At 64.4% G+C, this 15,457-nt stretch carries 12 protein-coding genes; 5 read left to right on the top strand and 7 right to left on the bottom strand.

The annotated features are described in order from the left end of the window. Nucleotides 1-264 precede the first annotated feature (264 nt). The 5 genes from DQG17_RS14895 to DQG17_RS14875 all read right to left on the bottom strand — a co-directional run bounded on the left by DQG17_RS14895 (nt 265) and on the right by DQG17_RS14875 (nt 7,157). The gene (locus tag DQG17_RS14895; protein WP_116133657.1) at nt 265-1,881 is read right to left on the bottom strand and encodes an ABC transporter ATP-binding protein; all 1,617 of its coding nucleotides are present in this window, start codon (nt 1,879-1,881) and stop codon (nt 265-267) included. 117 nt (nt 1,882-1,998) lie between these two features. Then, nucleotides 1,999-3,141, bottom strand: coding sequence for an ABC transporter permease (locus DQG17_RS14890; RefSeq protein WP_232829472.1), 1,143 nt, complete (start codon nt 3,139-3,141; stop codon nt 1,999-2,001). A 61-nt stretch (nt 3,142-3,202) separates the two neighbouring features. Beyond that, nucleotides 3,203-4,363, bottom strand: a complete 1,161-nt coding sequence (locus DQG17_RS14885; RefSeq protein ID WP_116133655.1) for a microcin C ABC transporter permease YejB — start codon at nt 4,361-4,363, stop codon at nt 3,203-3,205. 52 nt (nt 4,364-4,415) lie between these two features. Next, a complete protein-coding gene (locus tag DQG17_RS14880) occupies nt 4,416-6,308 on the bottom strand; it encodes an extracellular solute-binding protein (protein WP_116133654.1) in 1,893 nt (630 codons plus the stop codon). A 315-nt stretch (nt 6,309-6,623) separates the two neighbouring features. Further along, nucleotides 6,624-7,157, bottom strand: coding sequence for a cytochrome c family protein (locus tag DQG17_RS14875; RefSeq protein ID WP_116133653.1), 534 nt, complete (start codon nt 7,155-7,157; stop codon nt 6,624-6,626). A 144-nt stretch (nt 7,158-7,301) separates the two neighbouring features. Here DQG17_RS14875 and DQG17_RS14870 point away from each other — a divergent pair, with 144 nt between their 5' ends. Beyond that, nucleotides 7,302-8,141 (top strand): prephenate dehydratase, encoded by an 840-nt coding sequence (locus DQG17_RS14870; RefSeq protein ID WP_116133652.1) that lies wholly within the window; start codon nt 7,302-7,304, stop codon nt 8,139-8,141. Between the two features lie 12 nt (nt 8,142-8,153). On the opposite strand, the gene nudC is transcribed toward DQG17_RS14870, so the two are convergent. Further along, a complete protein-coding gene (gene nudC, locus DQG17_RS14865; protein ID WP_116133651.1) occupies nt 8,154-9,119 on the bottom strand; it encodes an NAD(+) diphosphatase in 966 nt (321 codons plus the stop codon). Nucleotides 9,120-9,329: 210 nt separating this feature from the next. On the opposite strand from nudC, the gene DQG17_RS14860 reads away from it, so the two are divergent. The 4 genes from DQG17_RS14860 (at nt 9,330) to DQG17_RS14845 (ending at nt 14,302) form a co-directional block, all read left to right on the top strand. After that, entirely contained in the window at nt 9,330-11,309 is a 1,980-nt protein-coding gene (locus DQG17_RS14860; protein WP_116133650.1) for a bifunctional 2',3'-cyclic-nucleotide 2'-phosphodiesterase/3'-nucleotidase, read from the top strand. 135 nt (nt 11,310-11,444) lie between these two features. After that, nucleotides 11,445-12,218 (top strand): mannosyl-3-phosphoglycerate phosphatase, encoded by a 774-nt coding sequence (locus tag DQG17_RS14855; protein ID WP_116133649.1) that lies wholly within the window; start codon nt 11,445-11,447, stop codon nt 12,216-12,218. Between the two features lie 15 nt (nt 12,219-12,233). Then, a complete protein-coding gene (locus DQG17_RS14850; protein ID WP_116133648.1) occupies nt 12,234-13,454 on the top strand; it encodes a glycosyl transferase in 1,221 nt (406 codons plus the stop codon). 383 nt (nt 13,455-13,837) lie between these two features. Beyond that, on the top strand, nt 13,838-14,302 hold the full coding sequence (locus DQG17_RS14845) for a GNAT family N-acetyltransferase (protein ID WP_157973627.1): 465 nt from the start codon (nt 13,838-13,840) through the stop codon (nt 14,300-14,302). Between the two features lie 66 nt (nt 14,303-14,368). Here DQG17_RS14845 and DQG17_RS14840 read toward each other — a convergent pair whose 3' ends face one another. Continuing rightward, nucleotides 14,369-15,454, bottom strand: a complete 1,086-nt coding sequence (locus tag DQG17_RS14840) for an ornithine cyclodeaminase (RefSeq protein ID WP_304466274.1) — start codon at nt 15,452-15,454, stop codon at nt 14,369-14,371. Nucleotides 15,455-15,457: the final 3 nt, after the last annotated feature.

Raw genomic sequence — 15,457 nt, 5'->3', positions numbered from 1 at the left:
TCCGTTGTCCGGGGGACCACCCGCTTTCGGGGGTCATCTCTCTCGTGCTGCGCTTCGACAGCAGGATCCGGACATATCGTCCGGACCAGGACCGTTCACCTGAGATCAACCTGCCGGATCCAGCCGGGCAGTTCAAAGAGTTTCATTAAAAATAGTTAATCTTGCCGGGGTCATAGCGACGGCTGACCGTCCAATCCCCACGATTCTCGAACAATCTGGCCCCATCCGGGGCTTTGTTACGGCCTGCCGCAGGGACCCGGCCGTCTACGCGGTCTCTGGCAGCGCCTCGCCCAGATTGAACGCCGCCGCCATCAACTCGCGGGTATAGTCGCTGCGCGGGTTCCGGAAGATCTCGACTGCGGTCCCGCTTTCGACGATATCGCCGTTCCGCATCACGATGACCTTGTGGCTCAGCGCCCGGACCACGCGCAGATCGTGGCTGATGAACAGATAGGCGAGCCCATAGCGCGCCTGCAGCCGCCGCAGCAGATCGACGATCTGCACCTGCACGGTCATGTCGAGCGCCGATGTCGGCTCGTCGAGCACGACGAGCCGCGGCCGCAGGATCATCGCCCGCGCAATCGCGATCCGCTGGCGCTGACCGCCCGAGAACTCGTGGGGATAGCGGTCCATCGTCAAGGGATCGAGCCCGACCTCGACCATGATCTCGGCCACCAGTTCGCGCGGGCCGCGGGTCCGGTCGACGCGGTGCACCCCCAGACCCTCGGCAATGATCTGTTCGACCGTCATCCGCGGCGAAAGGCTGCCATAGGGATCCTGAAACACGATCTGCATGTGCCGGCGCAGGTCGCGCAGCGCCCGCTGCGACTGGCCCTGCACATCCTCGCCCATGAACACGATCGGCCCTTCGGACGCGATCAGCCGCATGATGGCAAGCGCCAGCGTGGTCTTGCCCGACCCGCTCTCGCCGACGATCCCGAGCGTTTCGCCGGCACGGACCGACAGCGTGGCGTCGTTCACGGCCTTCACGTAGCCGACGGTCTTGCGCAGGAACCCGCGCTGGATCGGGAACCAGATCCGCAAGGCATCCGTCGCCACGATCTCTTCGGGGTCGCCTTCGAGCGGGGCCATGATCCCCTCGGGCTCGGCCTCGAGCAGCTTTCTGGTATAGGCATGCTGCGGGTTGGCAAAGATCTCGTCCGCCGGACCCGACTCGACGATCTCGCCATCCTTCATCACACAGACCCGGTCGGCGATCCGCCGCACGATGCCAAGATCGTGGGTGATGAACAAAAGGCTCATCCCCTCGGCATCCTTCAATTGCTTCAGCAGTTCGAGGATCTGCGCCTGGATCGTGACGTCGAGCGCGGTCGTCGGCTCGTCCGCGATCAGCAGATCTGGACCGTTGGCCAGCGCCATGGCGATCATCACCCGCTGCCGCTGACCGCCCGACAACTGGTGCGGATAGGCGTCGAGCCGGCTCTCGGGATCGCGGATCCCGACCTTGGTCAACAGCTCCAGCACCCGAACCCGTGCCGGGGCGCCGACCAGACCCTGGTGAAGCGCGATCGACTCGGTCAACTGGCGCTCGAGCGTGTGCAGCGGATTGAGCGAGGTCATCGGTTCCTGGAAGATGAAACTGATGTCGTTGCCGCGCACCGCCAGCAGATCCTTCTCCGCCGCGCCCACCATCTGCCGGCCCCTGTAGTCGATGGAGCCCGTGATCGTCGCGTTGTCGCCCAGCAGCGACACGGTCGACAGCGCGGTCACCGACTTGCCCGAACCGGACTCGCCCACCAGCGCCACAGTTTCCCCCTTCGCGATCTCGAACGACACGCCCTTCACCGCCGGAATGTCCCGTCCGTCCTGGCGGAAGGACACGCGCAGGTCGCGCACTGTCAGAAGGGTCTGCTCAGCCATGCGCCGCTCCCCCGATGCCCGGATTTCTTCTGTTGGAAAATATCCTCGGGGCGCGCGCCCCTCGGGGCGCGGCGGGGGGCAGACAGCCCCCCGTCCCTGCCACTGTCATCGGCGCCATCACTGAAAGGTCTTTCTCGGGTCAAAGGCATCGCGGATGCCCTCGAAGATGAACACCAGCAGCGACAGCATGATCGCAAAGACGAAAAAGGCGGTGAAGCCAAGCCATGGCGCCTGCAGGTTCTGCTTGGCCTGCAGCGTCAGTTCGCCCAGCGATGGCGCCGAGGATGGCAGCCCGAAGCCCAGAAAATCCAGCGAGGCGAGCGATCCGATGGTGCCGGTGACGATGAAGGGCAGCATGGTCAGGGTCGCCACCATGGCGTTCGGCAGCATGTGGCGGAACATGATCTTGCCGTTCGAGACGCCGAGCGCGCGCGCCGCCCGGACATATTCGAAGTTGCGCGCCCGCAGGAACTCTGCCCGCACCACGCCCACCAGCGCCGGCCAGCCGAACAGCACGGTCAGGAACACCAGCAGCCAGAAACTTCGCCCGAGGATCGCGAACATGATGATGATGATGTAAAGCGAGGGCGTCGACACCCAGATCTCGATGAAGCGCTGGAATGTCAGGTCGACCCAGCCGCCAAAGAACCCCTGCACGGCCCCCGCGACGACGCCGATGACCGAGGCAAGGACGGTCACGATCAGCGTGAACAGGATCGACAGCCGGAAGCCATAGATCACCCGTGCCAGCACATCGCGGGTCGCGTCGTCGGTGCCCAGCCAATGCACGGAATCGGGCGGCGACGGGGCCGGCTGGCCAAGCGTGTTGGGCGTGTTGTAGCTGAACGGAATGATCGGCCAGATCATCCAGCCGCGCACGACCGCTTCGCCGTTGATCTCGGTCGCACCGTTCCGCACCTCGTCGATGATCGTGTCGGGATCGTCAAAGCAATCGACGATCCCGCCCGTCACGATCAGGCACTTGACCTCAATGTCGCGATAGACCGCCTCGGTCGGGAAATCGCCGCCAAAGGCGGTTTCGGGATAGAAGCGGTGGATCGGGAAATACATCTCGCCGCGGAAATTGATCGCGATCGGCCGGTCGTTGGCGATGTATTCGGCAAACAGCGACAGCACGAAGATCACCGCAAAGATCCCGAGCGACCAATAGGCCCGGCGATTGCGCTTGAAATTGCGCCAGCGCCGCTGGTTCAGCGGCGACAGCGTGAAGCGTTTGCGCCGCGGCGCCGCCGGGACCATGACCTCGGGCCGCTTGCCTGCGGGCGCGGTTTCGGGGAGGGCGGGATCGTTCATCGCCATCTCACACCTTCCGGCTTTCGAAATCGATCCGCGGATCGACCAGCACATACATCATGTCCGACAGGATCCCGATCAGCAGACCGATGAGGCCAAAGACATAGAGCGTGCCGAAAACCACCGGGTAGTCGCGCGCCACCGCCGCCTCGAACCCGAGCCGCCCGAGACCGTCGAGCGAGAAGATCGTCTCGATAATGATCGAGGCGCCAAAGAACACCGACAGGAAGGCCGCCGGAAACCCCGCGATCACGATCAGCATGGCGTTGCGGAACACATGGCCATAGAGCACGCGACGCTCGGACAGGCCCTTGGCCTTGGCGGTGATCACGTATTGCTTCTTGATCTCGTCAAGGAACGAATTCTTGGTCAGCAGCGTCAGCGTCGCAAAGCTCGATATCGTCGAGGCCAGCACCGGCAGGGTGATGTGCCAGAAATAGTCGAGGATCTTTCCCGGTACGCTCATTTCGTGCCAGCCGTCGCTGACCAGACCGCGCAAGGGAAAAATCTGCCAATACGATCCGCCGGCGAACAGCACCAGCAGCAGGATCGCGAACAGGAACCCCGGCACCGCATAGGCCACGATGATGAAGCCCGAGGTCCAGGTATCGAAGGGCTGGCCATCGCGCACCGCCTTGTGGATGCCCATCGGGATCGAGACGATATAGGCGATCAACGTCGACCACAGACCGAGTGTGATCGACACCGGCATCTTCTCGATCACCAGATCGATCACCGAGATCGACCGGAAATAGCTCTCGCCGAAATCGAAGCGCAGATAGTTGCCGATCATGATGAAGAACCGCTCGGCGATGGCGATCTTCTCGGTGTGGCAGGCCGGGTCCTTGACGCTGGGCGTCCCAGCAAAGCCCGCATCGCAAACGATCCGGGAAAAGCCCATCTCGATCTCGAGCTGGTCGAGGAAATCCTGCGGCAGGCCGCGGGCACCAAGATAGCCGTCGCTGGCACCCTGGGCGCCACCGCTGCCACCGCCGGAATCGCCGCCGCCGGCGATGCCCTCGAACACGTCGCCATTGCCCTGCACCTGGGCAATGATCTGTTCGATCGGCCCGCCCGGGACGAACTGGGTCAGCACGAAGTTGATCAGCATGATCCCGAACAGGGTCGGAATGATCAGCAACACTCGCCTCAGGATATAGGCGCCCATACGGCTTTTCTGCCCCTGTCGTTCTTGGTTCTGTGTGCGACTGCTGCGCTCGTTACTTGAGTACGCCGGCCGCCTTCAGTTTCTCGGCCTTCTCGGCGTTGTACCACCAGAAGTCGAGGTTGCCGAGGGCATAGGGCGGCAGCGGATCGGGATACTCGTACATGTCGTAGTAGGCAACGGTATGCACGTTCTTGTACCATTGCGGCACCCAGAACCGATAGGCCCTCAGAACCCGGTCGAGCGCACGCACGCCGACCTGCATCTCTTCCTGGGTCTCGGCGGCGATGATGGTGTCGATCAGCGAATCCACTGCCTCGGATTTCAGCCCCATGGAGTTGAAGACCGAGGTATCCGCAGTCTCCGAGCCGAAATACTGCTTCAACCCGGCGCCCGGGATATACCCCATCGGGAACTGGTCGGTGATGATGTCGAAATCGAAGTTGCGTTCGCGATTGGTCGCCTCGGCCTGATCGACCCGGCTGTGCACGGCGTCGATGCCGGCGCGGCGCAGGTTTTCGACATAGGGATTGATCACCCGATCGAAGGTCTGACTGTCGTTCAGGAATTCGACCCGCAGCGTCTTGCCGTCCTTGCGGCGCAATCCGTCGCTGCCGGTGCCTTCCTGGTCGACGACCCAGCCCGCCTGATCCAGCAGATCGGACGCCTTGCGCAGGTTTCCGCGGTCAAGCTGCCGGGCGCCCGAGACCGGCGCCATGACCGCAGGCTCGTCCAGCACACCCGCGGGCAGCTTGTCCTTCAACGGTTCCAGCAGCGCCAGTTCGGCCTCGGACGGCAGGCCGGTGGCCGCCAGGTCCGAGTTCTCCCAGAACGAATTGACCCGCTCGTAAATGCCATAGAACAACTGCTCGTTCGACCATTGGAAGTTGAACAGCAGGCCGATCGCCTCGCGCACGCGGGGGTCCTGAAACTGTTCGCGGCGCAGGTTCATGACAAAGGCCTGGCCGGTCGCAAGAGTGCCGTCCGGCAATTCGACCTTCTTGACATAGCCCTCCTGGACGGCCGGGAAGTCATAGCTCGTCGCCCAGCTTTTGGAGCTTGCCTCGTCGCGGAAGGTATAGGTGCCGCCCTTGAAGCCTTCGAGCGCCACATTGTAATCGCCGAAATATTCGACCCGGAGCGCATCGAAGTTGTTCCGGCCAACATTGATCGGCAGGTCCTTGCCCCAGTAGTCGGGATTGCGCTGATAGACGGCGCGCTTGCCGACGTCGAGTACGGCGGGAACATATGGCCCCGATCCGAGGAACGGCGTCATCGAGGTATCTTCGAGGTCGAGCCCCTCGGCTTGGTATTGCGCCTTCGAGAACACCGGCAGCCCGCCCACGGTCTGGATCAGGTCGCGCTTGGGCTCTTCCGAGGCAAAGACATAGCGGATGCGCCGGTCGTCCAGCACTTCGGCCGATGCCACCTGTTCGCGCAACACGGCGCGGAAGCTCGGCAGGCCCTTGTCGCGGAAGATCTCGTAGGAAAACAACACGTCTTCGGCGGTGACCGGCGAACCGTCGGAGAACTTCGCTTCGGGCCTGAGGGTAAAGATCACCTCGGTCCGGTCCTCGGGATATTCGATCCTTTCGGCCAGCAGGCCGTAATCCGAACCGATTTCGTCGGCCGTGCTGGTCAAAAGGCTCTCATAGGGGATCGAGGACAGCCGTTCGCCGCGCCCCTTGACCGAATAGGGGTTCATTGAATCGTACCCGCCAAAGGCCCAGACCGAGATCTCGCCGCCCTTCGGCGCATCGGGATTGACATAGTCGAGGTGGGCGAAGTCGGCGGGGTATTTCATCTCGCCGGGAAAGGTCGAGATGCCGTGGGCTGAAATCCAGCCCTCGGGCGCCGCCTGACCGGCCGCCGCCATGGCCCAGAGCGCGGCCCCGGCGAGCAGAAGGCGGGCGCCGCAGAAAGACGGACGTCGGTCGAGAAAGGTCATCGGGTCATACCTCCGGGATCGTGTGGCCCTGTGATCGTTCCATGTTACGCTAGTGATGGCGTCGGGAGGTAACAAGCCGCGATTCCGTGAGCGGCCGTGATCGACGGGGTTGCGTCCAGTTCACCGGCGCCGCGCCCGCGATTCCGGCACCGCAATGCCGCACAAGGCTGCATGCGACGCCGCGCAGCGCGATACAACCCTGCCGGCCGGCCGGACAACGGCGCCGACCAGCCCCCTGAAACGGAAAACCCGCAGGCCTTGCAGCCTGCGGGCGAAATCCTGGCGAGGGCCGAAGCCCGCGCGCCGTGTCCTGCCTCAGTTCTCGGTGCTTTCGAGATAGGCGATGATGTCGGCGCGTTCCTCGGGTTTCTTGAAACCGGCGAAGGCCATCTTGTTGCCCGGGGCAAAGGCCTTGGGGTCTTCCAGATAGGCGAACAGGTTCTCGGGCGTCCAGACGTCGGCGGCCTCTTTGAGTGCGCCGGAATAGCCACCGAAGCTGTCAACCGACTCCACCGGGCGGCCGACAACGTGGTAAAGCGACGGGCCGGTGGCATTGGCGCCTTCTTCCAGCTTGTGGCAGGCTTGGCACTTCTTGAACAGCTTCTCGCCCTTCGAGACATCGGCATTGGCCATCAGCGTGTCGAAGTCGACGGGGGCGGCCTCGGTCTCGGCTGCGGCGTCGTCTCCACCTGTGTCGATATAATAGGCCTGCTCGACCTTACCATCGGCGCCGTGCCCGCTGGGGCCGACATGGAATATCGCTTCGGCGGCCCAGCTGCCTAGCAGAAAGACCAGAAGTGAGCCGCAAAGCGCGCCTACGGTCTTGGTGATAGTCATCGTGTCGAACATGTCGCATCCCGCTAAATGGTCTTTTCGCGCATCTATCGGCCTTCCTGAAACCTCACGCAAGGTATAGTTCGGCCGTCGGCCAGCTATAACGCCGCATCCGCCCGAAGTCCACGTCCTCACGTTGAAATCCGCGTCGTACATGCCATGACAGACCATCCGCGCATCGCTTTCCAGGGAGAGCTTGGCGCCTATTCGCACCAGGCCTGCCAGGACGCACGCCCCGATTACGTCCCGCTCCCCTGCCACACGTTCGAGGACGTGATCGACGCGGTCAAGGACGGCACGGCCGAACTGGCCATGCTGCCGGTCGAGAACACGACCTATGGCCGGGTCGCCGACATCCACCGGCTGCTGCCCGAAAGCGGGCTCAACATCGTCGACGAGGCCTTCGTCCGGGTCCACATCAGCCTGATGGCGCTGCCCGGCGTGACGATGGAGGAAATCGAGCTGGTGCGCGCCCATCTGGTGCTGCTGCCGCAATGCCGCGATTTCCTCGATCGCTACGGCATCCGCGGCGAGGCGGCCGCCGACAGTGCCGGCGCCGCGGCCGAGATCGCCCGGCGCGGCCTGCGCAATGTGGGTGCGCTTGCCTCGGATCTGGCCGCCGACGCCTATGGGCTGAACATCCTTGCCCATCACATCGAGGATCAGGCCCACAACACCACCCGCTTCCTGATCATGGCTCGCGCGCCCGACTTCACCCGACGCGGCGACCATGGCATGGTCACGACCTTCGTGTTCCGGGTCCGCAACATCCCGGCCGCGCTCTACAAGGCGCTCGGCGGCTTTGCCACCAACGGGATCAACATGACCAAGCTCGAAAGCTACATGGTCAAGGGCTCGTTCACCGCCACCCAGTTCTATGCCGATATCGAGGGGCACCCCGAGGACCCAGGCGTGAAACTGGCGTTGGAGGAGCTCGACTATTTCACCGACCATGTCGGCATCCTCGGCGTCTATCCGGCCGACCCGCGGCGGTTGTAGCCCGCCTGCGGGTCACCCCATCCGGTCTGCCAGCCAGTTCTGCAGGATGAACCGCGCAATCGCCCCGGGCCGGGCGGCGCGGATCTTTGGATGGTCGCCGGCAAAGATCGTCATCATCTCCTCGCGGCTGACCCACATCGCCTCGGCGATCTCCTTCGGATCGACGGTGATCTCGGTGGTCTCGGCCTCGCCCTGGAACCCCAGCATCAGCGAGGCCGGAAACGGCCAGGGCTGCGACGCAAGATAGCGGACCGGGCCGACACGCACCCCGGTTTCCTCCCAGACTTCGCGCCGCACCGCCGCCTCGACGGTCTCGCCCGGTTCGACAAAGCCTGCGAGCAGCGAAAAGAACCCCTCGCCCCAGCTTGGCGCCCGCCCCATCAGAACGGAATTGCCATGCGTGATCAGCATGATCACCACCGGGTCGGTGCGCGGGAAATGCATCGCGCCGCAGGCCGGGCAATGACGCTGCCAGCCCGCCTCGGCCTCCTCGGTGGCGGCACCGCAGCGGGCGCAGAAGCTGTGGTTGCCGTGCCAGGCGAACAGGCCGCGGGCAGTGGCGACAAGCTCAGCCTCGCGCGGGTCGAGCCGTGCCATGACCGACCGCAGCTCGGCAAAGCGGTGGTCCGAGGGCAGCGACGGATGGCGCTGTTCGGTCGCGTCGGCGAAATCGTCGCCCGGCGCCGCCTGATCCTCGGGCTGCCAGGCCGAGACATCGGCGGCAAACCACGCCACGCCTTCGTCAAGGCCCAGAAAGATCGGCGACCGGCTTGCGTGCAACAGAACCTCGGCCCCCGGCGCAACCGGCGCCAGTTCCACCCGATCCTCGCCCCGCAGCAGCGGCCGCAACTGCCAAAGCGGCAGGATCCGGGTCGCAGGATCCGCCAGCATCCGCGCCTGTTCATCGCGCTGCCCACGCACCTGCGCCGCACGGTCTAGGCCACCGCCGCCAAAGGTCACCTGCTCGTCCAGACTCATCGGAAACCCCACTGTCAATTCCGCCCGGATTTGGCATGTGCGCGCGTCAGAGGCAAACGCCCGCGTCAGCCTGGCAAGGTGATCTTGCGGAAATCATGGCAGATGGGTCTTTTTTGGCTCGCGTCACGGGCACGATCGACATATTGAATTTGCATACTTGTGACGCGAGTGGATCATTCTGGACAGAGCCCTATCCCCAAGGAGCCCTCCATGCCGCAATCGGTCGACTTCAAAATTTCCCGTCGTCGTTTCATGGCGGGCAGCCTTGCCGGGGCCAGCTTGATCTCATTGCACCCATTTTCGGTCCGCGCCGCCACCAATCAGGCGCATCTGCGGATCATGGAGACGACGGACCTTCACGTTCACGTCTATCCCTATGACTATTATTCCGACCGCCCGGTCGACACCGTGGGGCTCAGCCGTACCGCCTCGATCATCGACGGCATCCGGGCCGAGGCCACCAACTCGATGCTGCTCGACAATGGCGACTTCCTTCAGGGCAACCCGATGGGCGATTACATCGCCTATGAACGGGGCATGAAGGAGGGCGACATGCACCCGGTGATCACCGCGATGAACACGGTCGGCTTCGACGCCTCGACGCTTGGCAATCACGAATTCAACTATGGCCTCGACTTCCTGATGACGTCGCTCGCGGGCGCGCAATTCCCGGTGGTTTCGGCCAATGTGGTCACCTCGCCCGGCGCCGATCCGACCCGGGACCAGACCCTGCTGAAGCCCTATGTCATTCTCGAGCGCGAGGTCGTCATGGGGGACGGGCAGGCGATTCCGATCCGCGTCGGCATCATCGGCTTCGTGCCGCCGCAGATCATGAACTGGGACCGCAAGCACCTGGAAGGCAGCGTCACCACGCGCGACATCGTCGAGACCGCCGAGGCCTGGGTTCCGCAGATGCGCGAGGCGGGGTGCGACCTGATCATCGCGCTGTCGCATTCGGGGATCGGCTCGGCCGAGCGGACCGGGATGCTGGAGAACGCCTCGGTGCCGCTGGCGGCTGTCGAGGGGATCGACGGGCTGATGACCGGGCATTCGCATCTGGTCTTCCCCTCGCCCACCTATGCCGGATTTGCCGCGGTCGATGCCGAGGCCGGCACGATCCACGGCAAGCCTGCGGTGATGGCCGGGTTCTGGGGATCGCACATGGGGCTGATCGACCTGATGCTCGAACGCGACGGCAACGAATGGCGGGTGGTCAATTTCGAAACCTCCGCCCGGCCGATCGCGCAGCGCAACGAGGACCGCTCGATCACGGCGCTGGTCGACGACGATGCCTCGGTGCTAGCCTCCATCGCCGACATTCACGATCAGACGCTCGAATATGTCCGCCGTCCGGTGGGCTGGACCGACGCGCCGCTCTATTCCTATTTCGCACTGGTGGCCGACGATCCCTCGGTGCAGGTCGTGTCGAACGCGCAGCGCTGGTATGTCGGCCAGTTGCTGGAGGGCACCGCCTATGCCGGACTGCCGCTTTTGTCGGCGGCGGCGCCCTTCAAGGCCGGCGGCCGGGGCGGGCCGGAATACTACACCGACGTGCCGGTCGGGGCGGTGGCGATCAAGAACGTCGCCGATCTGTACCTTTACCCCAACACGGTGCGGGCGGTGAAAGTGAACGGGGCACAGTTGCGCGGCTGGCTCGAACGCTCGGCCGGGATGTTCAACCGGATCGCCCCGGGCAGCCAGGATGCGGTGCTGCTCAACCCCGACTTCCCCAGCTATAATTTCGACGTGATCGACGGGGTGAGCTATCGCATCGACCTCAGCCAGCCCTCGCGCTTTGACGCCAAGGGGGCAGTGATCGCCCCGGACGCCAGCCGGATCGCCGATCTGAGCTGGAACGGTCAGCCGGTGACCGACGACATGGAATTCGTCATCGCGACCAACAACTATCGCGCCTCGGGCGGCGGAGACTTTCCCGGCGCGACGGGCGACACGATCATCCTCGAGGCGCCCGACACCAACCGCGACGTGATCGTACGCTATATCGTCGAAAAGGGCACGATCAGCCCGACGGCCGACAGCAACTGGTCCTTCGCGCCGATGCCGGGCACCACCGTCCTGTTCGAGACCGGGCCCGGGGCGGACGAGCATATCGCCGACGTCAAGGCAGTGAAGATCGAGCCGGCCGGAGACGGGTCGGACGGCTTTGCACTCTATCGGATCACGCTCTGAGGCGGGAACCTCCGGGCGCTATTCGAGCCTTGACAGCTCTTCGCGCCCCGGCCGCGGCACTAACGGCCTCGTCGCCGGGGACGGATCGCGCTATGCCGTTACCATGGCTTTCGTCGCACCCCGAAGGACCCTGCCATGAGCCAGCCTCCGCTGATCGTCTTCACCGATCTCGACGGCACGCTGCTGGATCACCGGAGCTATTCTCCCGAAGCTGCCCGGCCGGCGCTGGACCGGCTGGCGCGGCTTGGAATCCCGCTGATCCTTGCCTCGTCGAAGACCGCGGCCGAGATCGATCTGTTGCGCGACGAGATCGGATGCCGCGCCTTTCCCGCCATTGTCGAGAATGGCGCCGGCATCCTCGAGGCGACGCCAGACGCCGATACCGGCACCTACGACCGGCTGCGCGCCGCGCTCGACGAGGTGCCGCCTGCGTTGCGGGCGCAGTTCACCGGCTTTGGCGACATGGGCGCGGCGGGCGTCGCGCGCGCCACCGGCCTGCCGCCCGCGGCGGCACGGCTTGCGGCGCGGCGACAATTTTCGGAACCCGGGCTCTGGAAGGGCAACGCGGCGATGCTCGCGTCTTTTCGCACCAGCCTTGCGGCCCTTGGCATTTCGGCGCGTCACGGCGGGCGGTTCCTGACGCTGTCCTTCGGCGGCACCAAGGCCGACCGCATGGCCGCGATCGCCGCCCGGTATGGCACGCCGACCAGCCTTGCGCTTGGCGACGCCCCGAACGATGCCGAGATGATCGCCGCCGCCACGCATGGCGTCATCGTCGCAAATCCCCACGGCACGCCGTTGCCCGCCCTGCCGGGAGAGGCAACCGGACAGATCCGCCGAACCGCTGCCCCCGGCCCCGAGGGCTGGAACGATGCTGTCACAGCACTGCTTGACGAGATGAACCTTTAGGAACGGGATGCCGACATGGCCGACTTTCACCAGAACGGCAATATTGCCACCCTGCACAACCTGCGCACCACCTCTGGCGAGGCGCTGTCGAAGGAGCTGACCAATTTCGGCCACAGCCGGAAAATCAGCCTGATCCTGCCCTCGCTGTTTTCCGAGCTGGAGGGCGACGCGCTGCCCAATATCCTCGAGGAACTTGCCCAGGTGCCGTTCCTGCACCGGATCATCGTCGGGCTCGACCGCGCCGACAAGGCACAGTTCCGCCACGCGCGGGAGTTCTTTGGCCGGCTGCCCCAGAACCACGTGGTAATCTGGAACGACAGCCCGCGGATGCTCGAAATCCAGAACCGGCTGCGCGCGCTGGGGCTGGGTCCGGCCGAACCCGGCAAGGGCCGCAACGTCTGGACCTGCCTTGGCTATGTGCTGGCCTGCCAGGACACCGCGGTGGTGGCGGTGCACGATTGCGACATCGTCACCTATACCCGCGAGATGCTGGCGCGGCTCGTTTATCCGGTCGCCAACCCGAGCTTTCCTTATCAGCTTGCCAAGGGGTTCTATCCCCGCACCGACGGCACACGGATGAACGGCCGGGTAACGCGACTGCTGGTCTCGCCGCTGCTGATCGCGCTGAAACGGGTGATCGGGGATCGCGACTATATCGATTATCTGCGCGAATTCCGCTATCCGCTGTCGGGCGAATTCGCCATGCGGGCTGGCACGCTTGCCGATCTGCGCATCCCCTCGGACTGGGGGCTGGAAATCGGGATCCTGTCGGAAGCCTGGCGGAACCTTGCTCCCAAGTCGGTCTGTCAGGTCGAAATCTCCGACCGCTACGACCACAAACACCAGCCCTTGAGCGAAGAGGATGCCTCGGAAGGACTGTCGCGGATGTCGATCGACATCTGCAAGGCGATCTTCCGCAAGCTTGCAGCGGATGGCACGATCTTCACCGAAGAGATGTTCCGCACGCTGAAGGCGACCTATTACCGCTCGGCACTGGATCTGCTGGAGGGGTATTACAACGACGCCAAGATGAACGGCCTTGCCATCGACCGGCACCGCGAGGAACAGTCGATCGAACTGTTCGCCCGCAATATCGTGGTCGCAGGCTCGATCTTCCTCGATAATCTGGCCGAGACACCGTTTATCCCGACCTGGAACCGGGTGCATTCGGCCGACCCCGACCTGCTGTCCGACATGCTGAACGCCGTCGACCGCGACGCGGCCGAGTTTTCCTGAGCGCGCCTCCGGCGGCGCCCGGCCAGATTGCTGGCGCTGCCCGTCGCCGCTGCCATGCAGCGCCCGCCGCATCGTCCTTGCGTCAGGAGACTGGCAGCAATTCCGAATCATCAACGCCAGCCGATTGATATCCTGCGCGAGAGAATTCATCTTCTGTTCCTAGGGGGAAACTCGAATCCGGAACGCCTCCGTTGCAATTCACTGAGGTATATCAAGCGATAACAGTGCGCCAGACAGGCGCCATCGGGAAGCAGGGCCGAAAGATCGGCGGGCTTCTGGAAAAGGTCTTTGAACAGGTCATGTCCGCATTTCCCTCTCTCCGCAGGCGCCGCAACGGATCCAGCTGGATCTCGCGTCTTTTCCGGCCCGGCCTGGGATTTCCGATGCGCGAGCCGCTGCGCGGCCCCGTCGTTCTGACCCGCAAGCATCTGGTGCCGATCGTTCTTCACTATGCCCAGATGACGCCCGAGGAACGCTATCAGCGGTTCAACGGCAAGATGCCGCTGCGCGCGCTGCTGCAGCGCTACTCCTCGATCAATTGGGCCGAGATCGAATTTCTGGCCTTCATGTCGGGATCGAAGATCGTCGGCCTGATCGAGCTGTGCGACATTCCCGGCGAGGGCGAGCGCGAGGCCGCGATCTCGGTGCTGAAGGACTGGCAGCGGCAGGGTCTGGGCGAGGCGCTGGTGCGCGCAGCCCGCGAACGGGTCTGTTCGGACGAACACAAGAGCCTGATCTTCTACACCCAGATGACCAATGTCGACATGATCCGCCTTGCCCACAAAAGCGGGGCAAAATCGGCGATGGCCCACAGCGAGATGCAGTTGGTCATTCCGGCGGCGGCCTGATCTGCGCCACACACCGGCAGCCCCGCAACCAGACCACACGCCGCCCCTTGAGGCGGCGTTTTCGTGTCAGCCGGTCCCCTCGGCGCGCCGCAGCATTCCGAACAGGTCGCGCGGATCGTCGGGATCGGCGATCATGTCGAGAAGGACGTGGGGCGCGCCCGCCCGCACCCGGTCGTGGACATAGCGCAGCGCCGAGAAATCCTCGATCGCGAAGCCGACGCTGTCGAACAGCGTGATCTGGCGGGCATCGGACCGGCCGGCCGCGGCCCCGGTCAGCACCTGCCACAGCTCGGTCACCGGGTGATCGGCGTCGAGCTGCTGGATCTCGCCTTCGATCCGGGTCTGTTCGGGATATTCGACGAAGATCGCCGCGCGTCGCAGGATGTCGGGATGGATCTCGGTCTTGCCCGGGCAGTCGCCGCCGATGGCGTTGATGTGAACGCCCGCCCCCACCATGTTGTCGGTCAGGATGGTCGCGTTGCGCTTGTCGGCGGTACAGGTGGTGATGACCTGCGCGCCCTCGACGGCCTCTTCCGTACTAGCGCAGCGGGCAATCTGGAAATCGAGCGCGGCGAGGTTGCGGATCGCCTTGTCGGTCGCCTCGGTGTCGATGTCATAGAGCCGCAGCCGGTTGATGCCGGTCAGCGCACGGAAGGCCAGGGCCTGAAACTCGCATTGCGCGCCATTGCCGATCATGGCCATCACTTCGGCCCCCTCGGGGGCAAGGTATTTCCCGGCCAGCGCCGAGGTCGCGGCCGTGCGCAGCGCGGTCAGCAGCGTCATCTCGGACAACAGCAGCGGATAGCCGGTCGCAACCGAGGCAAGAACGCCAAAGGCAGTCACCGTCTGGAAGCCCTCGCGCATGTTCTTCGGATGGCCGTTGACGTATTTGAAACCATAGGCCTCGGCATCCGCGGTCGGCATCAGTTCGATCACGCCCTCGGGCGAATGGCTGGCCACCCGCGGGGTCTTGTCGAACTCGGGCCAGCGGCGAAAATCGGCCTCGATATAGGCCGCAAGGTCGCGCAGCACGCGGTCGATGCCGGCCTGATTGACCTGCCGCATCATGTCGGCGACCGAAACGAACGGCACCATGGCCAGCGCCGACGGCTTCGGGGCGGCCGCGTCGATATCGAATTTCATGTCGTTCATGGC

Source organism: Tropicimonas sp. IMCC34043, assembly GCF_003390845.1.
GTDB lineage: Bacteria > Pseudomonadota > Alphaproteobacteria > Rhodobacterales > Rhodobacteraceae > Tropicimonas.
The sequence above is the reverse complement of the archived record's forward strand: the minus strand, read 5'-3'. Positions and strand labels throughout refer to the sequence as shown.